The sequence below is a fragment of the Salmonella sp. SJTUF15591 genome, from assembly GCF_043356435.1.
Lineage (GTDB): Bacteria > Pseudomonadota > Gammaproteobacteria > Enterobacterales > Enterobacteriaceae > Salmonella > Salmonella enterica.
Genome location: NZ_JBEUJO010000011.1, coordinates 115,386 through 135,156, shown reverse-complemented (window position 1 = coordinate 135,156; position 19,771 = coordinate 115,386). Strand labels below are relative to the sequence as shown.

The following is a 19,771-nucleotide window of genomic DNA, read 5'->3' as shown; positions in this document are numbered from 1 at the left end:
GCTATTCTGCCCCCCGCATTTAAGGGGGCATCATGCTTAACATCGTACTCTTCGAACCAGAAATCCCGCCGAATACCGGCAACATCATTCGTCTTTGCGCCAATACCGGCTTTCGTCTGCACATCATCGAACCGATGGGGTTTACCTGGGATGATAAGCGCTTACGCCGCGCAGGGCTGGACTATCACGAATTCGCCGCGGTTCAGCGCCATCACGATTATGCCGCCTTTGTCGCCGCCGAAAACCCGCAGCGCCTGTTTGCGTTGACGACAAAGGGCACGCCCGCCCATAGCGCCGTAAGCTATCAGGATGGCGATTATTTGATGTTTGGCCCGGAAACGCGCGGCCTGCCCGCCAGCATTCTCGATGCGTTGCCTAAAGAGCAGAAGATTCGCATTCCGATGATGCCGGATAGCCGTAGCATGAACCTGTCGAATGCGGTGTCGGTGGTGGTGTATGAAGCGTGGCGCCAGTTAGGATATCCCGGCGCGGTATTGCGGTCGTAATATATTCAATGCCGGATGGCGGCTAACGCCTGATCCGGCCTGGCCGATCCCGATGGCATGTTCCCGTTTATGCGGACTCTCGCTCAATCAAATGAAAGCCAATATCCACAATAGCTTCTGCGCACGGTTTCTGTTCAATACGATCGGCCAACAGCGTAGCGGCGCGCTGACCAATGGCGCGTCTGTCAACGCTTACGGTAGTAATTGACGGTCGATTGCTGGCGGCAAAATCAAGGTCGCCAAAACCAATAACCGCTAAATCATGCGGGATGCGCAAACCACGGCTTTCCGCCTCCATCATCGCCCCCTGTGCCAGGGTATCAGAACTGCAAACAATGACATCAAACGTCCCTTCGTCAAAAAGCTGGCTTAAACCGCTGCGCCCCAGCGAAAGCGATGCCGGAAGGGGTACATCCACCTGTGGTACGGCATGAATAGCGTGGCGTTGAAGAACACTACATAACCCCTGCTTACGTTGCGCGGCTCGGCGATCGGCGGTCCACAACAAGCCGGGACGACGATAGCCCTTACTCAGAAGATACTCCCCCGTCGCCTGCCCGACTTTTTCATGGGAAAAACCGACCAGCATATCAAGCGGCGTGGGCGTTAAGTCCCAAATTTCCACCACCGGAATAGCCGCGTTCAGGATGACCTTTTTCAGTTCTATCGTGTGATGGATCCCGGTAAGCACCACGCCATCGGGGCGGCGGGAAAGCAGTGTCGCCACCAACTCCGCTTCCGTTTGTTCGGTATATCCCGCCACGCACAGCAATATGTGATATCCGCGTCGGGCCAGTTCATCGCTCAATGACTGGATGGTATCGACAAACATGTTGTTGTTAATTTGCGGCACGACGACAGCGATTAATTTACTCCGTCGCGACGCCAGACCACCGGCTAACGCGTTGGGTATGTAGCCTGTGACGCGAACCGCCTGCATGACTTTCTCAACCGTTTTGGGGCGAACCAGTTGTGGCGAATTCAATGCCCGGCTGACTGTCATCGGAGACAGCCCGGCGCTACGTGCTACATCTTCCAGCGTCGGCGCACGAGGTGATTTGGTTCTCTTCACGTCTGATGCCCCTGCAAAGATTGGCTGATTTATCCGCGCATTATTCATCATGCCTGCGGCTATTGCCAGCTTCGCATCAGGAAAGGCCGTAAATACAGTAGCTTATCAAGCTCAGTCATTACAAAATGATAGCGCCATCATTTTGTATTATGCATTTCACCAGATATTTTTGGATCGTGATCCATTTTGCAATAAATTCTGCTTTTTATACGGCATATGTGATCAAATGTTCAAATCAACATCAACTTTCTGGATCCTGTGCTCGCTTAATAATAAAAATGTTAGCGCAATCATTTTGTGATTATCAGGAGAAAAAAAATGGCTTTAAGCGCGAATTCCGACGCCGTAACGTATGCAAAAGCGGCGAATACCAGAACCGCGGCAGAAACCGGCGATCGTATCGAATGGGTGAAGCTATCACTGGCTTTTCTACCGCTGGCGACGCCAGTGAGTGACGCGAAGGTACTGACCGGTCGCCAGAAACCTTTGACCGAAGTGGCAATCATCATTGCCGAAATCCGCAGTCGCGACGGCTTTGAAGGCGTTGGTTTTAGCTACTCCAAACGTGCTGGCGGCCAGGGTATTTATGCTCACGCCAAAGAGATAGCCGATAATCTACTGGGCGAAGATCCCAATGATATCGACAAAATATACACTAAGCTGCTGTGGGCCGGAGCCTCGGTGGGGCGTAGCGGGATGGCGGTACAGGCTATCTCCCCTATCGATATCGCCTTATGGGATATGAAGGCTAAACGTGCCGGTCTGCCACTGGCAAAACTGTTGGGCGCGCACCGCGACTCCGTTCAGTGTTACAACACCTCAGGGGGGTTCTTGCATACACCGCTCGATCAAGTGCTGAAAAATGTGGTGATTTCCCGCGAAAATGGCATTGGCGGTATTAAGTTGAAAGTCGGACAACCCAACTGCGCTGAGGATATTCGCCGCTTAACCGCAGTACGTGAAGCGCTTGGGGATGAGTTCCCGTTAATGGTTGACGCTAACCAGCAGTGGGATCGCGAAACGGCTATCCGCATGGGGCGTAAAATGGAACAGTTCAATCTTATCTGGATTGAAGAACCATTAGATGCTTACGACATCGAAGGCCATGCCCAGCTTGCTGCCGCGCTGGATACGCCTATCGCCACCGGGGAAATGCTGACCAGTTTCCGGGAACACGAGCAGTTGATTCTGGGCAATGCCAGCGATTTCGTTCAGCCAGATGCGCCGCGTGTCGGCGGTATCTCTCCGTTCCTGAAGATTATGGATCTGGCGGCGAAACACGGGCGTAAGCTGGCGCCGCACTTTGCGATGGAAGTACACCTGCACCTTTCCGCAGCGTATCCCCTGGAGCCGTGGCTGGAACATTTCGAGTGGCTGAACCCATTATTCAACGAGCAACTTGAGCTGCGCGATGGCCGCATGTGGATTTCCGATCGTCATGGTCTGGGTTTCACGCTCAGTGAACAAGCGCGCCGCTGGACACAATTAACATGTGAATTTGGCAAACGCCCTTAACCCGACTGGCGGGAATCCGTCCCGCCTCTCTTACCTTACAGGATGCATTCTGCCCTTATCTGAGGAGTAGATAATGAACACAATAATAAAGCGCACAAAAGTGCGTCATACCATTCTTATATTTTTATTTCTTGCTACCGTATTTAATTATGCGGATCGCGCAACTCTATCCGTAGTTGCCCCAATAATGAGTAAAGAATTAGGTTTTGATCCGGAAGCGATGGGCCTGGCCTTCTCCTCATTTGGTATCGCCTATGTCATTATGCAACTACCCGGTGGTTGGCTATTAGACCGCTACGGTTCACGACTGGTTTACGGTTGCGCATTGATTGGCTGGTCGTTAGTAACCATGTTTCAGGGAACGATCTATCTGTATGGCAGCCCATTAATTGTACTGGTTATTCTACGTCTGCTGATGGGCGCGATTGAAGCGCCTGCCTTTCCGGCGAACAGTCGTTTAAGCGTACAATGGTTTCCCAATAATGAACGAGGTTTCGTTACTTCAGTTTATCAGGCTGCGCAATATATCTCGCTGGGCATTATCACCCCGCTAATGACGATCATTCTGCATAATTTAAGCTGGCATTTTGTCTTCTATTATATTGGCGCTATTGGCGTGATGCTCGGTATATTCTGGTTAATGAAAGTCAAAGATCCGATGCACCATCCAAAAGTTAATCAAGCGGAAATTGACTATATTCGTAGCGGTGGTGGCGAGCCCTCTCTGGGCTGTAAAAAGGAGCCGCAGAAAATAACGTTCGCGCAGATTAAAACCGTCTGTGTTAACCGGATGATGATCGGTGTTTACATCGGGCAATTCTGCGTCACCTCTATCACCTGGTTCTTCCTGACCTGGTTCCCGACCTACCTGTACCAGGCGAAAGGCATGTCGATTCTGAAAGTCGGTTTTGTGGCCAGTATTCCAGCCATTGCCGGTTTTATTGGCGGCCTGCTCGGCGGCGTGTTCTCCGACTGGCTACTCAAACGCGGCTATAGCCTTACCGTCGCGCGGAAACTGCCTGTTATCTGCGGTATGTTGCTCTCTTGCGTAATTGTGATCGCCAACTACACCTCTTCAGAATTTGTGGTCATTGCGGCGATGAGTCTGGCCTTTTTTGCCAAAGGGTTTGGTAACCTGGGCTGGTGCGTACTCAGCGACACCTCGCCGAAGGAAGTTCTGGGTATTGCCGGCGGTGTATTTAACATGTGCGGCAATATGGCAAGCATCGTTACGCCACTGGTCATCGGCGTGATTCTTGCCAATACTCAGTCGTTCGACTTTGCCATTTTATACGTTGGCTCAATGGGACTTATTGGTCTCATTTCATATCTGTTTATCGTCGGCCCGCTGGATCGCATCACGCTGACATCATCCGCAGCCTGATTGTCCACATTGCGAATTCTTCGCTCCGCTGTTCCGGGATTGCACTCCATCGGAACAGCGTTTTTTAGTTGTACCGCGCAATTCAGATGCCGTCGCCATACTCAAACGTATGATGTAGCCCGTTGAAATGCTGGTCCATATCCATCGACGGCTTATCGCTGCCCGGCTTGCCGACAATACGCGCCGGAACGCCTGCGGCGGTAGTGTGCGGCGGGACAGGCTGTAAAACGACGGAACCTGCGCCAATTTTCGCGCCGCGCCCCACCTCGATATTGCCGAGAATTTTCGCGCCCGCGCCAATCATCACGCCTTCGCGGATTTTAGGATGACGATCGCCGCTCGTTTTCCCGGTACCGCCCAGGGTGACGGATTGCAGGATCGACACATCATCCTCAATAACCGCCGTCTCCCCCACCACAATACCGGTGGCATGGTCGAGCATAATCCCGCGGCCAATTTTCGCTGCCGGGTGAATATCCACCTGAAACGAGACCGAAACCTGATTTTGCAGGAAGATAGCCAGCGCGCGGCGACCTTTATTCCACAACCAGTGACCAATGCGGTAGGCCTGTAGCGCATGAAAGCCTTTCAGATATAACAGCGGCGTGGAGTATTTATCCACCGCCGGATCGCGAGTGCGCACGGCCTGAATATCGCAGGCTGCCGACGCGATCATTTCCGGGTCGGCGGCATAGGCTTCTTCAACTACTTCACGAATAGCGATAGCGGGCATGATGGGCGACGCCAGTTTATTTGCCAGCATATAGCTCAGCGCACTGCCCAGATTTTCATGCTTGAGTAGCGTGGCGTGATAAAAACTGGCCAACATAGGCTCACAGTCAGCTAAAGCGCGGGCTTCAGCTTTAATATTCTTCCAGACGATTTCCAGTTCTTCACACGGCATGGCTTACTCCAGACGGGCAGAAAACGACCAACCCGTTCTGTGCGGGTTGGGTCGTTTATGCAAACAGTTCCTTACGGCTAGTGGCGACTCAGCTCTTCCTTGCGGGCGCGACCTAATAACGTTAATGCTGCCTCGCGCGCGTTTTTTCCGCAATACAATACTTGATAAATTTCCTCGGTTATTGGCATTTCAACACCAAAACGGTGCGCCAATTCACGAACTTCTTTCGTATTGCGATAGCCTTCGACCACCTGGCCAATCTTATCCTGCGCGCCTTTAACGTCCATGCCCTGGCCAAGCATCATGCCAAAACGACGGTTGCGCGACTGGTTGTCGGTACAGGTCAGCACCAGATCGCCTAAACCCGCCATCCCCATAAAGGTGGCGGGATCGGCGCCAAGCGCTGCGCCAAGCCGCGACATTTCGGTCAGTCCACGCGTGATTAGCGCCGTGCGGGCGTTCGCGCCGAAGCCGATGCCGTCAGACATCCCCGCGCCAATCGCAATCACGTTTTTCACCGCGCCGCCAAGCTGCACGCCGATAAAATCCGCATTGATATAGACGCGAAAACTTTTTCCGCAGTGCAACAGTTGCTGGAGATCGTCGGCAAAGGTCTCATCGGTTGAGGCCAGCGAGATTGCCGTCGGCAAACCCGCCGCCAGCTCTTTAGCGAACGTCGGACCGGAAATCACCGCCAGCGGGATTTGATCGCCTAACGCCTCGCGAGCGACATCCTGCAACAGGCGCCCCGTTTCCGCTTCCAGGCCTTTGGTCGCCCATACCAGACGCGCATCCGGACGCATCAGCGGTTTAATCTGCCGCAGCACGTCGCTGAAAACATGGCTTGGCACCACCACCAGAATGTTACGACTGGCCGCCAGCGCGGTTGCTAAGTCGCTTTCCAGGTGTAACGTATCGGGAAAAGGCACATCGGGAAGGAACGCGACGTTGCAGCGATCGTGCTCCAGGGTCGCGATATGTTTTGGGTCGTGGCCCCACAGGACAACCTGGTGGCCGTTTCTCGCCAGAGTGATGGCAAGAGCGGTGCCGTACGAGCCGGCACCGATGACTGTCATTGACGCATTACTTTGGTTCATCAGGCATCCTGATGTTCTTCAGTACCTTCGCCAGCCTGCTGCTGCAAATAGTTCATGAACAGCGCATCAAAGTTGACCGGCGCAAGGTTCAGTTGCGGGAACGTACCGCGTGAAACCAGGCTGGTGATGCACTCGCGAGCATACGGGAACAGAATGTTCGGGCAGTATGCGCCCAGGCAATGCGCCATCTGAGTACCTTCAATACCGCTGATGGAGAAAATACCGGCCTGCTGAACTTCGCACAGGAACGCGGTTTCTTCCCCCAGGGAAGCCGTTACGGTAACACGCAGCACAACTTCATAAACGTCATCCGCCAGTTGGGAAGATGCCGTATCAAGATCCAGTTTAACCTCTGGCTGCCAATCTTTCTGGAAAACATGCGGTGCGTTTGGCGCTTCGAAAGAAACATCCTTGGTATAGATACGTTGGATCTGGAAAGCCATTTCAGTGTTATTTTGTTCTGACATGTGTAAAACCCTTTAGTGTTGTCCTTAAATACTTGAGTACGCCTTAACGCAACAGCGGATCCAGTCCACCACGCGCATCCAGCGCATACAAGTCGTCACAACCGCCAATGTGCTGTGCATCAATAAAAATTTGCGGAACCGTCGTTCGGCCACTACGTTTGATCATCTCTTCACGCTTCACGGCGTCGCCGTCAATCGCAATTTCCTGGAAACTCACGCCCTTGCTGTTTAACAGCGCCTTTGCACGATGGCAAAACGGACAGGTTGCTTTGGTGTAGATTTCAATATTGGCCATGACTTCGCTCCTGTTTTTTACCCGATGGATTTCATGTCGACGCAAGGGCAAGTCATTCCCCTTGCGTCATGAAAACGACGGGTAATCACTTACCGCGCACCAGAGGCAGATTCTCGCCGCTCCAGCCTGCTACGCCTTCTTTCAACACAAAGACCTTTTCAAAGCCGGCTTTTGTCAGCGCGTTAGCGGATTCCTGGCACTGCATACCAGAACCGTCGACCACGATAATCGGCTTGTCTTTGTGCTTTTCCAGTTCGCCAACATTGTTGGCTTTGATTTCGCTCGGCAGCAAATTGGTCGCGCCAGCGATATGGCCTTTACGGAAATCGTCACGTTGACGTAAATCCACAACAACGGCGTCCTCTTTGTTGATAAGGCGCGTGGCTTCGCCGCGTGTAATCACCTTAACTTTTGAAGTCAGACCTTTGAACGTGGTAAATAAAACCGCCACCAGTAACGCAATCCAGGCGATACTCAGTATGGGATGACGGCCAACAAATTGCATAATTTCTTGCATGGGGGGTAACAACTCCCGACGTAGTGATTAAAAAACCAGGAAAGGAGTATACCTGTGCAGTGGCGCAAATACAGCCAGAGCGTGCACTGGAATGCATTTTTGCGGGGCGCTACGAAAAAAAATCACGCTATTACTTGCCTTCTCACGCCAGCGCGATCCCTTTCTTTGATCTTCTGAGGCTATTTTATCGATTCAGCTGTAGTAAAATTACGCAATTATTTTGTCTATTGAGTATGAGGTTGTCGCAATGTCGGTTTCTAAAAAACCTATGGTACTGGTGATTCTGGATGGCTACGGCTACCGTGAAGAACAGCAGGATAACGCTATCTTAAACGCCAAAACCCCGGTGATGGATGCTCTGTGGGCAAAACGTCCGCATACCCTGATCGACGCATCCGGTCTGGAAGTGGGTCTGCCTGACCGCCAGATGGGCAACTCCGAAGTGGGCCACGTTAACCTGGGCGCAGGCCGCATCGTTTATCAGGACCTGACGCGTCTGGACGTTGAAATTAAAGAACGTACTTTCTTTGCTAACCCAGTCCTGACCAATGCGGTAGACCAGGCGAAAAACGCCGATAAAGCGGTTCATATTATGGGTCTGCTGTCCGCGGGCGGCGTCCACAGCCACGAAGATCACATTATGGCGATGGTGGAACTGGCTGCAGAGCGCGGCGCAGAAAAAATCTATCTGCACGCCTTCCTCGACGGTCGCGACACGCCGCCGCGCAGCGCTGAAGCCTCGCTGAAAAAATTCGAAGACAAATTCGCCGCGCTGGGCAAAGGCCGCGTGGCGTCTATCGTCGGTCGTTACTACGCTATGGACCGCGACAACCGTTGGGATCGCGTGGAAAAAGCGTATGATCTGATGACCCTGGCCCAGGGCGAATTCCAGGCGGATACCGCTGTGGCTGGCCTGCAGGCCGCTTACGCTCGTGATGAAAACGATGAGTTTGTCAAAGCGACCGTTATCCGCGCCGAGGGCCAGGCTGATGCGGCGATGGAAGACGGCGACACGCTGATTTTCATGAACTTCCGCGCTGACCGCGCGCGCGAAATTACCCGCGCTTTCGTTAATGCTGATTTCGACGGCTTTGCGCGTAAGAAAGTGGTTAATCTGAACTTCGTGATGCTGACCGAATACGCCGCCGACATCAAAACTGCCGTTGCCTACCCACCAGCGTCGCTGGCGAATACCTTTGGCGAATGGATGGCGAAAAACGACAAAACTCAGCTGCGTATTTCCGAAACGGAAAAATATGCGCACGTAACCTTTTTCTTTAACGGCGGCGTAGAAGAACCGTTTGCTGGTGAAGAGCGCATTCTGATCAACTCCCCGAAAGTGGCCACTTATGACCTGCAACCGGAAATGAGCTCTGCAGAATTGACTGAAAAATTGGTCGCGGCGATCGAAAGCGGTAAATACGACACCATCATTTGTAACTATCCAAACGGCGATATGGTCGGTCATACCGGCGTGATGGAAGCCGCCATCAAAGCGGTGGAAGCGTTGGATAACTGCATTGACCAGGTAACAAAAGCGGTTGAGTCCGTTGGTGGACAACTGTTGATTACCGCGGACCACGGCAACGCGGAGCAGATGCGCGATCCGGCGACCGGTCAGGCGCATACCGCCCACACCAACCTGCCGGTGCCGCTGATTTATGTCGGCGAGAAAAACGTGAAGGCGGTTGAAGGCGGCAAACTTTCAGACATTGCGCCTACCATGCTGTCGCTGATGGGGATGGAAATCCCGCAAGAGATGACTGGTAAGCCGCTGTTCATCGTGGAATAATCCCTCCCCATGAGGGGAAAGGCGATTAACACCATTCAACAGGCCGTGAAACCAAGAACGTTTTCAGTCAGGCCTTTGTTCTACGCCAGCGTACTTAGCGCTGGCGTATTGTTGTGCGCCTTTTCCGCCCACGCGGATGACCGCGATCAACTCAAATCTATTCAGGCCGATATCGCCGCGAAAGAACGCGACGTACGCCAGCAGCAGCAACAGCGCGCCAGCCTCCTGGCACAACTGAAAGCCCAGGAAGAGGCCATCTCGGCCGCAGCACGTAAGTTGCGCGAAACGCAAAGCACTCTGGATCAGTTAAACGCGCAAATTGATGAGATGAACGCCTCAATTGCCAAACTGGAGCAGCAAAAAGCCAGCCAGGAGCGTAATCTCGCCGCGCAGTTGGACGCCGCTTTCCGCCAGGGCGAACACACCGGCATTCAGCTTATTCTTAGCGGAGAAGAGAGCCAGCGTGGGCAACGCCTGCAGGCCTACTTCGGCTATCTGAACCAGGCGCGCCAGGAGACTATCGCCGAACTGAAACAGACTCGCGAACAGGTCGCCACGCAAAAAGCCGAGCTGGAAGAGAAGCAAAGCCAACAACAAACGTTGCTGTATGAACAGCGCGCCCAGCAGGCGAAGCTGGAGCAGGCGCGTAATGAACGTAAGAAAACGCTTGCCGGACTGGAGTCGTCTATTCAGCAAGGCCAGCAACAGTTAAGCGAACTACGCGCCAACGAATCACGCCTACGCAACAGTATCGCGCGGGCGGAAGCGGCGGCCAAAGCGCGAGCGGAGCGTGAAGCCCGCGAAGCGCAGGCGGTACGCGATAAGCAGCAGGAAGCCTCGCGTAAAGGCAGCACCTATAAGCCGACGGAAAGCGAGCGTTCGCTAATGTCCCGCACCGGCGGTCTGGGCGCGCCTCGCGGTCAGGCATACTGGCCGGTACGCGGCCCGATATTGCATCGCTATGGCGAACGGCTGCAGGGTGAGCTACGTTGGAAGGGGATGGTGATCGGCGCGTCGGAAGGCACCGAGGTCAAAGCCATCGCCGACGGCAGGGTGATTCTGGCGGACTGGCTGCAAGGCTATGGCCTGGTGGTGGTCGTGGAGCATGGTAAAGGCGATATGAGCCTTTACGGCTATAATCAGAGCGCGTTGGTCAGCGTAGGCGCGCAGGTGCGCGCCGGACAACCTATCGCCCTTGTGGGCAGTAGCGGCGGTCAGGGCAGACCCTCGCTTTATTTCGAAATTCGTCGCCAGGGTCAGGCCGTCAATCCACAGCCGTGGTTGGGAAGATAAGTTTTGCCTCAGTTTCGTCGCTCCATTCTCACGCTGGCCACTTTGCTGGCGTTTGCACATCCCGTTTTCGCTGGCAAGCTCGCCATCGTGATTGATGATTTTGGCTATCGCCCGCACACGGAAAACCAGGTTCTGGCGCTGCCGCCAAACATCTCCGTCGCCGTACTGCCCAACGCGCCGCACGCGCGCGAAATGGCAACTAAAGCGCACAATAGCGGGCATGAGGTGTTAATCCATCTGCCGATGGCGCCGCTAAGCAAACAGCCGCTGGAGAAGGATACGCTGCGACCAGATATGAGCAGCGATGAGATCGAGCGCATTATCCGCGAGGCGGTAAACAACGTGCCGTATGCCGTCGGGCTTAATAACCACATGGGCAGCGCAATGACTTCCAGCCTGTTCGGTATGCAAAAAGTTATGCAGGCGCTGGAACATTACAATCTCTATTTTCTCGACAGCATGACGATTGGCAATAGCCAGGCGATGCGCGCGGCATCCGGTACGGGTGTGAAAGTGATCAAGCGCAAAGTGTTCCTCGACGATACGCAAAACGAGGCGGATATCCGCCGTCAGTTTAATCGCGCTATCGAACTGGCCCGTCGCAACGGTTCCGCTATCGCGATTGGTCATCCGCATCCCGCAACGGTTCGCGTGCTGCAACAGATGGTTTATCGCCTGCCGGCGGATATCACCCTGGTACGTCCGGGCAGCCTGCTCAACGAACCGCAGGTAGATACGTCCCGACCTGGTGTAACGCCGCAGAAAATTGACGCACCGCGCAATCCCTTCCGCGGCGTGAAGATGTGCAAGCCGAAAAAACCGCTGCAACCGGTCTACGCTACGCGCTTTTTCAGCGTCATCGGCGAGAGCATTACGCAAAGTTCCGTGGTTGTCTGGTTCCAGCATCAGTGGCAAGGCTGGGGGAAAATCGCCGCGCCTAAAAACGTGAGCGCTAAGACAGATTGAGCGCCTTACGGGCCATACGACGGTGCGACAAGGTTTTGTCGCGCCATTGCCACAGCCGGAAGGACCAGAGCAGCGTCTGATAAGCTGCTTTCGCGCTGCGGACGTTAGCCATCATCCGTCTATACATGCCAGAAGTAAAAATTTCGGCAATCATACGCTGGCGGGTCAAAATATCAGGCTCTTTACGTACCGCATGACAAACACGTAACGCTTCCCAGGTAATTTGCTGGCGAAATTCCGGGTAAATCGGAATACGACTGGCATAATCACGATTGAGCTTTTCTAATAATCGCGTAATTTTAATATAATGCCGCTGATAATTAAGATTTTTATTGCCTTGTCTTTGCAAACGGCTTACCGAATTATCATGCAGGAAATATTTATATAATGATTGTTCGGTATAACGTACGCGCGTGGCATTAAACATAACTTCCGTCGACCATAATATGTCCTGATGATGTAGTCCGGGAACGAAAGTAATATTGTTATCGATAATCAGCGCACGTCGATAAACGCCCATCCAGACAACATGCGTCCAGCGCCGCGAGGCCAGCGCCATACGCAACCAATCCGGTCCACTTAATACTCCGGTGGAGCGCAGACGATCGGTCGGAATAGATTGCCAGGCGTGCCCGGTTTTTCGGACGCACCAGTCCGCGTTGCACTGCGCAACGTCCAGATCATCGTTAAGCGCCATGGTCATCAGCGTTTCATACATCTTCGGATAGACCAGGTCATCTGCATCAACAAAGGCGACGTAATCGCCGGTCGCCGCTTGCAGGCCAAGATTACGGGCGACAGATGCGCCAGCATTGGCCTGATGAAGCAGTCGAACATGCGGGTAATGTTCCGCGTAATGTTTTGCTATCTCAACGGAATGATCCGTCGATCCATCATTCACAATAATAATTTCCAGCGCCGACCACGTTTGCGCGATTAACGACGCCATGCAAGCATTAAAATCCGCTCCCGCATTATATAACGGGACAATGATACTCACTTTGGTTTTACTATTTTTCATAACGATTACCAGAAAAACCTTAATTTACCCTGCCTTTATACTGTGGCTCTATTAAGAAACTATTAAGCCGCCATAATTAATTTTTACAGTAAAAAGCAAGCACAAAACTCAGAGTAGAGCGTGACGTTAGCGAGTAAAATAAGAGTAAAGCGCAATTACGAATGCTTGATGTCTATGACAATTCTTTACGGCTTTCCAGATTTTCCCTAACAAAAAAGGTTGGCGAATGACACCAACCTTTTACGATGAAACGTATATCAGACCCGATAAAATTATCGGGTCTCTATACATATTAATCCCAGCTCAGAATAACTTTTCCTGACTGGCCTGAACGCATGGCGTCAAAACCTTTCTGGAAATCATCAATAGAGAAACGATGGGTGATAATCGGTGACAGATCCAGACCGGACTGGATCAGCGCCGCCATTTTGTACCACGTTTCGAACATCTCACGACCATAAATACCTTTAATGAACAAGCCCTTAAAGATGACTTTTGTCCAGTCGATAGACATATCTGATGGCGGAATCCCCAGCATCGCAATACGACCGCCGTGATTCATGGTGTCCAGCATGGTACGAAACGCCGGCGGCGCGCCGGACATCTCCAGACCCACATCGAATCCTTCGGTCATTCCCAGCTCCGCCATGACGTCGTTCAGGCTCTCTTTCGCGACGTTGACCGCGCGGGTGACGCCCATTTTACGCGCCAGCTCCAGACGGTATTCATTGACGTCAGTAATCACCACATGACGCGCGCCGACATGTTTCGCCACCGCGGCGGCCATTACGCCGATTGGCCCCGCCCCCGATACCAGTACATCTTCGCCGACCAGATCGAAAGACAACGCCGTATGCACCGCATTACCAAACGGGTCGAAAATAGAGGCTAAATCATCAGAAATGTTATCCGGGATTTTAAACGCATTGAACGCCGGGATGACCAGGTATTCCGCGAAGCAGCCGGGACGGTTGACGCCCACGCCGGTGGTGTTACGACACAGGTGAGTACGACCGCCACGGCAGTTGCGGCAATGACCGCAGGTGATATGACCTTCGCCGGAGACGCGATCGCCGATTTTAAAGCCTTTCACTTCCTGACCGATGCCGACCACTTCGCCGACATATTCATGCCCCACGACCATCGGAACCGGGATGGTTTTTTGCGACCAGTCATCCCAGTTATAGATGTGAACGTCAGTACCGCAGATGGCTGTTTTACGGATTTTAATCAGCAAATCGTTATGGCCGACTTCCGGTTCCGGAACGTCGGTCATCCAGATGCCCTCTTCCGCTTTCAGTTTGGATAACGCTTTCATCTTACATCCTCAGGCAATCACGCCCAGTTGTTTACCAATACGCGTGAACGCGTCTACCGCACGCGTAATTTGCTCAGGCGTATGCGCCGCAGACATCTGGGTACGAATACGCGCCTGACCTTTTGGTACGACCGGATAGAAGAAACCGGTAACGTAAATGCCCTCTTTTTGCAGTTCGCGGGCAAATTTCTGCGCGACAACCGCATCTCCCAGCATTACCGGGATGATGGCGTGATCCGCGCCTGCCAGCGTAAATCCCGCGGCAGACATCTGCTCACGGAACTGCCGGGCGTTCGCCCACAAGCGATCGCGCAGTTCTGCGCCCGCTTCCACCATCTCTAACACTTTAATAGAAGCCGCCACGATCGCCGGCGCCAGGGAGTTGGAGAACAGATATGGGCGGGAACGCTGACGCAACCACTCAACGACCTCTTTACGCGCCGCGGTATAGCCGCCGGATGCGCCGCCTAACGCTTTGCCCAGCGTACCGGTAATAATATCTACGCGGCCCATTACGTCGCAGTATTCATGGGAACCACGACCGTTTTCGCCGACAAAGCCTACCGCGTGAGAATCATCAACCATCACCAGCGCATCGTATTTATCGGCCAGATCACAGACGCCTTTCAGATTGGCGATGACGCCATCCATTGAGAACACGCCGTCGGTGGCGATCAGGACATGACGCGCGCCGGCCTCACGCGCCTCTTTCAGCCGCGCTTCCAGCTCTGCCATATCGTTGTTGGCATAGCGATAGCGCTTCGCTTTACACAAACGCACGCCGTCAATGATAGACGCGTGATTCAGCGCGTCGGAAATAATAGCGTCTTCCGCGCCCAGCAACGTCTCAAACAAGCCGCCGTTAGCATCGAAACAGGAGGAGTACAGAATCGCATCTTCCATGCCGAGGAAGCTTGCCAGCTTTTGCTCCAGCGCTTTGTGGCTGTCCTGGGTGCCGCAGATAAAACGCACGGACGCCATACCGAAACCGTGGCTGTCCATGCCCGCTTTTGCGGCATTAATCAGCTCAGGGTGATTCGCCAGCCCGAGATAGTTATTGGCGCAAAAGTTAATAACGTGGCTTCCATCCGCCACGGTGATATCCGCCTGCTGCGCAGACGTAATAATGCGCTCTTCTTTAAACAATCCTTCCGCCCGGGCGGTTTCCAGATCGTTGGTTAACTGTTTGTAAAAATCCCCACGCATTGCGATTCTCCAGACTGGGCAAATTTCAGCACATATTACCCAAAGCGATACGTTGATACGAGATGACGCGTCATCACTTCTTTAAAATGCAGCATAAATCACGCGTATCCTCACGGGTTATCAGTGAATGGATGAATAGTGTTATGATAAGAGCATTCATGTCTGAGACAGTCTCTGACACCATAATTCAAAGGTTACAGTTATGATCATCGTTACCGGCGGCGCGGGCTTTATCGGCAGCAATATCGTTAAGGCCCTGAATGATAAAGGTATCACCGATATTCTGGTGGTGGATAACCTGAAAGACGGCACCAAGTTTGTAAACCTGGTGGATCTGAACATTGCTGACTATATGGATAAGGAAGATTTCCTGATCCAGATTATGTCCGGAGAAGAGCTCGGCGATATCGAAGCTATTTTCCATGAAGGCGCCTGCTCTTCCACCACCGAGTGGGACGGCAAGTATATGATGGATAATAACTATCAATACTCCAAAGAGCTACTGCACTATTGTCTTGAGCGCGAAATCCCGTTCCTCTACGCCTCTTCTGCCGCCACCTATGGCGGTCGCACGTCTGATTTCATCGAATCGCGCGAATACGAAAAACCGCTTAACGTTTACGGCTATTCTAAATTCCTGTTTGATGAATACGTGCGCCAGATCCTGCCAGAAGCGAACTCGCAGATTGTCGGTTTCCGCTATTTCAACGTCTATGGACCACGTGAAGGCCATAAAGGCAGCATGGCAAGCGTGGCATTTCATCTGAATACACAGTTAAACAACGGCGAAAGCCCGAAACTGTTTGAAGGCAGCGAAAACTTCAAGCGCGACTTCGTTTACGTGGGCGATGTGGCCGCCGTTAACCTGTGGTTCCTGGAAAGCGGCAAGTCCGGCATCTTTAACCTGGGCACAGGCCGTGCAGAATCTTTCCAGGCCGTCGCCGACGCGACGCTGGCATACCATAAAAAAGGCAGCATTGAATACATTCCGTTCCCGGATAAGCTGAAAGGCCGCTATCAGGCGTTTACGCAGGCGGATTTAACCAATCTGCGCAACGCGGGCTACGACAAACCCTTTAAGACCGTCGCCGAAGGCGTCACGGAGTATATGGCCTGGCTGAACCGCGACGCGTAAGTATGAAAATTTTGGTCATTGGCCCGTCCTGGGTGGGCGACATGATGATGTCGCAAAGTCTCTATCGCACGCTTAAAGCGCGCTATCCCCAGGCGATAATCGACGTGATGGCGCCAGCCTGGTGTCGTCCGTTATTATCGCGTATGCCGGAAGTTAACGAGGCGATACCCATGCCGTTGGGCCACGGCGCGCTGGAAATCGGCGAGCGCCGCAGATTGGGCCATAGCCTGCGAGAGAAGCGCTACGATCGCGCCTGGGTGTTGCCAAATTCGTTTAAATCGGCGCTGATTCCTTTCTTTGCCAATATCCCGCACCGTACTGGCTGGCGCGGCGAAATGCGCTATGGCCTGCTGAACGATGCGCGCGTCCTTGATAAAGACGCCTGGCCGCTGATGGTGGAGCGCTACGTGGCGCTGGCTTATGACAAGGGCGTGATGCGCACGGCGAAAGATCTGCCGCAGCCGCTACTCTGGCCACAGCTCCAGGTTAGCGAGGGTGAAAAGTCGCTGATGTGCAGCGACTTTTCACTATCTTCTGAACGTCCTCTGATCGGCTTTTGCCCCGGCGCGGAATTTGGCCCGGCAAAACGTTGGCCGCACTATCACTACGCCGAACTGGCAAAACAGCTCATTAACGAAGGGTATCAGGTCGTGCTGTTTGGCTCGGCAAAAGACCATGAAGCCGGAAATGAGATCCTGGCGGCGCTGAATAGCGAGCAGCAGGCATGGTGTCGCAACCTGGCGGGGGAAACCCAGCTGGAACAGGCCGTCATTCTGATAGCCGCCTGTAAAGCCATCGTCACCAACGATTCCGGACTGATGCACGTCGCGGCGGCGCTCGACCGCCCGCTGGTCGCCTTGTATGGCCCAAGTAGCCCGGATTTCACGCCGCCGCTGTCTCATAAGGCCCGGGTGATTCGTCTCATTACGGGTTATCACAAAGTGCGTAAAGGTGATACGGCGCAAGGCTATCACCAGAGCCTGATCGATATCACGCCGCAGCGGGTTCTGGAAGAGCTTCATTCGCTGTTGTCGGAAGAGGGCGTTTAATGCGGGTTTTGATCGTTAAAACATCATCGATGGGCGACGTATTACATACCCTGCCTGCGCTTACCGACGCGCAACAGGCGATTCCGGGGATTCAATTTGATTGGGTTGTCGAAGAAGGGTTTGCGCAAATTCCGTCCTGGCACAGTGCTGTCGATCGCGTGATTCCCGTCGCTATTCGCCGTTGGCGCAAAGCCTGGTTTTCCGCGCCCATTAAAGCGGAACGCACAGCCTTTCATCGGGCGGTATGCGCATACCAATACGACGCTGTGATTGATGCGCAGGGGCTGGTGAAAAGCGCGGCGCTGGTGACGCGTCTGGCGCATGGGATAAAGCACGGTATGGACTGGAGTACCGCCCGCGAACCGCTGGCCAGCCTGTTTTATAACCGTAAACACCATATCGCAAAGCAACAACATGCGGTTGAACGGACGCGCGAGCTGTTCGCCAAAAGCCTGGGATACGATAAACCGCAGTCGCAGGGCGATTATGCCATCGCAAAACATTTTCTGCATTGCCAGCAGGCGGTTAGCGATCCGTATGCGGTGTTTTTACATGCCACGACCCGCGATGATAAACACTGGCCGGAAGCAAACTGGCGCGAGCTTATCGGTATGGTGGGCAACACCGGATTACGGATAAAACTTCCCTGGGGCGCGCCTCATGAGGAGGCCCGTGCTAAACGACTGGCCGAAGGCTTTGACTATGTGGATGTGTTACCGCGCATGAGCCTGGAGGAGGTCGCCAGAGTGCTGGCTGGCGCAAAATTTGTCGTATCGGTTGATACCGGCCTGAGCCATCTCACCGCCGCGCTCGACAGACCGAATATTACGCTATATGGCCCAACGGACCCTGGGTTAATTGGAGGTTATGGGAAGAACCAAATGGCATGCTGCTCACCAGAACAGAACCTGGCGAATTTAGATGCCACAAGCGTATTTGGAAAGATTCATTAAAGAGACTCTGTCTCATCCCAAACCTATTGTGGAGAAAAGATGCTAACCACATCATTAACGTTAAATAAAGAGAAATGGAAACCGATCTGGAATAAAGCGCTGGTTTTTCTTTTTGTTGCCACGTATTTTCTGGATGGTATTACGCGTTATAAACATTTGATAATCATACTTATGGTTATCACCGCGATTTATCAGGTCTCACGCTCACCGAAAAGTTTCCCCCCTCTTTTCAAAAATAGCGTATTTTATAGCGTAGCAGTATTATCATTAATCCTTGTTTATTCCATACTCATATCGCCAGATATGAAAGAAAGTTTCAAGGAATTTGAAAATACGGTACTGGAGGGTTTCTTATTATATACTTTATTAATTCCCGTACTATTAAAAGATGAAACAAAAGAAACGGTTGCGAAAATAGTACTTTTCTCCTTTTTAACAAGTTTAGGACTTCGCTGCCTTGCAGAGAGTATTCTATATATCGAGGACTATAATAAAGGGATTATGCCATTCATGAGCTATGCGCATCGACATATGTCCGATTCCATGGTTTTCTTATTTCCAGCATTATTGAATATTTGGCTGTTTAGAAAAAATGCAATTAAGTTGGTTTTTTTGGTGCTTAGCGCTATCTATCTTTTCTTTATCCTGGGAACCCTATCGCGAGGGGCATGGTTGGCGGTGCTTATAGTAGGTGTTCTGTGGGCAATACTGAACCGCCAATGGAAGTTAATAGGAGTTGGTGCCATTTTATTAGCCATTATCGGCGCTTTGGTTATCACTCAACATAATAACAAACCAGACCCAGAACATTTACTGTATAAATTACAGCAGACAGATAGCTCATATCGTTATACTAACGGAACCCAGGGCACCGCGTGGATACTGATTCAGGAAAACCCGATCAAGGGCTACGGCTATGGTAATGATGTGTATGATGGTGTTTATAATAAACGCGTTGTCGATTATCCAACGTGGACCTTTAAAGAATCTATCGGTCCGCATAATACCATTCTGTACATCTGGTTTAGTGCAGGCATATTGGGTCTGGCGAGCCTGGCCTATTTATATGGCGCTATCATTAGGGAAACAGCCAGCTCTACCTTCAGGAAAGTAGAGATAAGCCCCTACAATGCTCATCTCTTGCTATTTTTATCTTTCGTCGGTTTTTATATCGTTCGTGGCAATTTTGAACAGGTCGATATTGCTCAAATTGGTATCATTACCGGTTTTCTGCTGGCGCTAAGAAATAGATAAAAAAACGCGCTGATACTTATTACGGTA

The 19,771-nt window shown here is 52.4% G+C and carries 19 protein-coding genes; 10 read left to right on the top strand and 9 right to left on the bottom strand.

The window, feature by feature from the left end; genetic code table 11:
* Positions 1 to 32 precede the first annotated feature (32 nt).
* Positions 33 to 506, top strand: coding sequence for a tRNA (uridine(34)/cytosine(34)/5-carboxymethylaminomethyluridine(34)-2'-O)-methyltransferase TrmL (trmL, locus tag ABVM99_RS21120; protein ID WP_000932335.1), 474 nt, complete (start codon positions 33 to 35; stop codon positions 504 to 506).
* A 67-nt stretch (positions 507 to 573) separates the two neighbouring features.
* Here the strand turns inward: trmL and ABVM99_RS21115 are convergent, their stop codons facing one another.
* Entirely contained in the window at positions 574 to 1,578 is a 1,005-nt protein-coding gene (locus ABVM99_RS21115; RefSeq protein ID WP_001537635.1) for a LacI family DNA-binding transcriptional regulator, read from the bottom strand.
* A 318-nt stretch (positions 1,579 to 1,896) separates the two neighbouring features.
* Here ABVM99_RS21115 and ABVM99_RS21110 point away from each other — a divergent pair, with 318 nt between their 5' ends.
* On the top strand, positions 1,897 to 3,093 hold the full coding sequence (locus ABVM99_RS21110; RefSeq protein ID WP_001218249.1) for an L-talarate/galactarate dehydratase: 1,197 nt from the start codon (positions 1,897 to 1,899) through the stop codon (positions 3,091 to 3,093).
* Positions 3,094 to 3,166: 73 nt separating this feature from the next.
* Positions 3,167 to 4,477 (top strand): MFS transporter, encoded by a 1,311-nt coding sequence (locus ABVM99_RS21105; protein WP_001092104.1) that lies wholly within the window; start codon positions 3,167 to 3,169, stop codon positions 4,475 to 4,477.
* 82 nt (positions 4,478 to 4,559) lie between these two features.
* Here the strand turns inward: ABVM99_RS21105 and cysE are convergent, their stop codons facing one another.
* From cysE to ABVM99_RS21080, 5 genes are all read right to left on the bottom strand, one after another.
* Complete coding sequence (gene cysE, locus ABVM99_RS21100) at positions 4,560 to 5,381, bottom strand: serine O-acetyltransferase (RefSeq protein ID WP_001112114.1); 822 nt, start codon at positions 5,379 to 5,381, stop codon at positions 4,560 to 4,562.
* 77 nt (positions 5,382 to 5,458) lie between these two features.
* Positions 5,459 to 6,478: an NAD(P)H-dependent glycerol-3-phosphate dehydrogenase gene (gene gpsA, locus ABVM99_RS21095; RefSeq protein WP_001076596.1), complete on the bottom strand. Its 1,020-nt coding sequence runs from the start codon at positions 6,476 to 6,478 to the stop codon at positions 5,459 to 5,461.
* Positions 6,478 to 6,945 carry a protein-export chaperone SecB gene (gene secB, locus ABVM99_RS21090; RefSeq protein ID WP_000003370.1) on the bottom strand — a complete coding sequence of 156 codons (468 nt, stop codon included), beginning with the start codon at positions 6,943 to 6,945 and terminating at the stop codon, positions 6,478 to 6,480. The genes gpsA and secB overlap by 1 nt, the downstream gene beginning before the upstream one ends.
* Before the next feature lie 43 nt (positions 6,946 to 6,988).
* On the bottom strand, positions 6,989 to 7,240 hold the full coding sequence (gene grxC / locus ABVM99_RS21085; protein ID WP_001273795.1) for a glutaredoxin 3: 252 nt from the start codon (positions 7,238 to 7,240) through the stop codon (positions 6,989 to 6,991).
* Positions 7,241 to 7,325: 85 nt separating this feature from the next.
* A complete protein-coding gene (locus ABVM99_RS21080; protein WP_001156179.1) occupies positions 7,326 to 7,757 on the bottom strand; it encodes a rhodanese-like domain-containing protein in 432 nt (143 codons plus the stop codon).
* A gap of 247 nt (positions 7,758 to 8,004) precedes the next feature.
* Here ABVM99_RS21080 and gpmM point away from each other — a divergent pair, with 247 nt between their 5' ends.
* The 3 genes from gpmM to ABVM99_RS21065 are packed head-to-tail and all read left to right on the top strand — an operon-like array spanning position 8,005 to position 11,808.
* Complete coding sequence (gpmM, locus tag ABVM99_RS21075; protein ID WP_023195500.1) at positions 8,005 to 9,549, top strand: 2,3-bisphosphoglycerate-independent phosphoglycerate mutase; 1,545 nt, start codon at positions 8,005 to 8,007, stop codon at positions 9,547 to 9,549.
* A gap of 33 nt (positions 9,550 to 9,582) precedes the next feature.
* Positions 9,583 to 10,842, top strand: coding sequence for a murein hydrolase activator EnvC (envC, locus tag ABVM99_RS21070; protein WP_058814511.1), 1,260 nt, complete (start codon positions 9,583 to 9,585; stop codon positions 10,840 to 10,842).
* A gap of 3 nt (positions 10,843 to 10,845) precedes the next feature.
* On the top strand, positions 10,846 to 11,808 hold the full coding sequence (locus ABVM99_RS21065; protein ID WP_001135519.1) for a divergent polysaccharide deacetylase family protein: 963 nt from the start codon (positions 10,846 to 10,848) through the stop codon (positions 11,806 to 11,808).
* Here ABVM99_RS21065 and ABVM99_RS21060 read toward each other — a convergent pair.
* From ABVM99_RS21060 to kbl, 3 genes are all read right to left on the bottom strand, one after another.
* A complete protein-coding gene (locus ABVM99_RS21060; protein ID WP_023195501.1) occupies positions 11,795 to 12,829 on the bottom strand; it encodes a glycosyltransferase in 1,035 nt (344 codons plus the stop codon). The two genes, ABVM99_RS21065 and ABVM99_RS21060, sit on opposite strands and share 14 nt — an antisense overlap.
* A gap of 292 nt (positions 12,830 to 13,121) precedes the next feature.
* On the bottom strand, positions 13,122 to 14,147 hold the full coding sequence (gene tdh, locus ABVM99_RS21055; protein WP_000645990.1) for an L-threonine 3-dehydrogenase: 1,026 nt from the start codon (positions 14,145 to 14,147) through the stop codon (positions 13,122 to 13,124).
* A gap of 9 nt (positions 14,148 to 14,156) precedes the next feature.
* Positions 14,157 to 15,353 carry a glycine C-acetyltransferase gene (kbl, locus tag ABVM99_RS21050; RefSeq protein WP_001213790.1) on the bottom strand — a complete coding sequence of 399 codons (1,197 nt, stop codon included), beginning with the start codon at positions 15,351 to 15,353 and terminating at the stop codon, positions 14,157 to 14,159.
* Positions 15,354 to 15,555: 202 nt separating this feature from the next.
* Here kbl and rfaD point away from each other — a divergent pair, with 202 nt between their 5' ends.
* From rfaD to rfaL, 4 genes are read left to right on the top strand one after another with little or no spacing between them, the layout of a single operon-like run.
* Positions 15,556 to 16,488 carry an ADP-glyceromanno-heptose 6-epimerase gene (rfaD, locus tag ABVM99_RS21045; RefSeq protein WP_000587771.1) on the top strand — a complete coding sequence of 311 codons (933 nt, stop codon included), beginning with the start codon at positions 15,556 to 15,558 and terminating at the stop codon, positions 16,486 to 16,488.
* Between the two features lie 2 nt (positions 16,489 to 16,490).
* Entirely contained in the window at positions 16,491 to 17,537 is a 1,047-nt protein-coding gene (gene rfaF / locus ABVM99_RS21040; protein ID WP_000699196.1) for an ADP-heptose--LPS heptosyltransferase RfaF, read from the top strand.
* Positions 17,537 to 18,490: a lipopolysaccharide heptosyltransferase RfaC gene (gene rfaC / locus ABVM99_RS21035; protein WP_001264617.1), complete on the top strand. Its 954-nt coding sequence runs from the start codon at positions 17,537 to 17,539 to the stop codon at positions 18,488 to 18,490. Before rfaF ends, rfaC begins: the two co-directional genes overlap by 1 nt.
* Positions 18,491 to 18,529: 39 nt before the next feature.
* Complete coding sequence (gene rfaL, locus ABVM99_RS21030) at positions 18,530 to 19,744, top strand: O-antigen ligase RfaL (protein ID WP_023195502.1); 1,215 nt, start codon at positions 18,530 to 18,532, stop codon at positions 19,742 to 19,744.
* The last annotated feature ends 27 nt before the right edge of the window (positions 19,745 to 19,771 follow it).

Excerpts from the sequence above, each read along its gene's own strand:
- tdh (WP_000645990.1), bottom strand. The coding sequence starts at position 14,147 with ATGAAAGCGTTATCCAAACTGAAAGCGGAAGAGGGCATCTGGATGACC.
- rfaD (WP_000587771.1), top strand. The coding sequence starts at position 15,556 with ATGATCATCGTTACCGGCGGCGCGGGCTTTATCGGCAGCAATATCGTT.
- ABVM99_RS21080 (WP_001156179.1), bottom strand. The coding sequence starts at position 7,757 with ATGCAAGAAATTATGCAATTTGTTGGCCGTCATCCCATACTGAGTATC.
- gpsA (WP_001076596.1), bottom strand. The coding sequence starts at position 6,478 with ATGAACCAAAGTAATGCGTCAATGACAGTCATCGGTGCCGGCTCGTAC.
- secB (WP_000003370.1), bottom strand. The coding sequence starts at position 6,945 with ATGTCAGAACAAAATAACACTGAAATGGCTTTCCAGATCCAACGTATC.
- rfaL (WP_023195502.1), top strand. The coding sequence starts at position 18,530 with ATGCTAACCACATCATTAACGTTAAATAAAGAGAAATGGAAACCGATC.
- grxC (WP_001273795.1), bottom strand. The coding sequence starts at position 7,240 with ATGGCCAATATTGAAATCTACACCAAAGCAACCTGTCCGTTTTGCCAT.
- ABVM99_RS21110 (WP_001218249.1), top strand. The coding sequence starts at position 1,897 with ATGGCTTTAAGCGCGAATTCCGACGCCGTAACGTATGCAAAAGCGGCG.
- kbl (WP_001213790.1), bottom strand. The coding sequence starts at position 15,353 with ATGCGTGGGGATTTTTACAAACAGTTAACCAACGATCTGGAAACCGCC.
- rfaC (WP_001264617.1), top strand. The coding sequence starts at position 17,537 with ATGCGGGTTTTGATCGTTAAAACATCATCGATGGGCGACGTATTACAT.
- trmL (WP_000932335.1), top strand. The coding sequence starts at position 33 with ATGCTTAACATCGTACTCTTCGAACCAGAAATCCCGCCGAATACCGGC.
- cysE (WP_001112114.1), bottom strand. The coding sequence starts at position 5,381 with ATGCCGTGTGAAGAACTGGAAATCGTCTGGAAGAATATTAAAGCTGAA.
- ABVM99_RS21105 (WP_001092104.1), top strand. The coding sequence starts at position 3,167 with ATGAACACAATAATAAAGCGCACAAAAGTGCGTCATACCATTCTTATA.
- gpmM (WP_023195500.1), top strand. The coding sequence starts at position 8,005 with ATGTCGGTTTCTAAAAAACCTATGGTACTGGTGATTCTGGATGGCTAC.
- ABVM99_RS21060 (WP_023195501.1), bottom strand. The coding sequence starts at position 12,829 with ATGAAAAATAGTAAAACCAAAGTGAGTATCATTGTCCCGTTATATAAT.
- rfaF (WP_000699196.1), top strand. The coding sequence starts at position 16,491 with ATGAAAATTTTGGTCATTGGCCCGTCCTGGGTGGGCGACATGATGATG.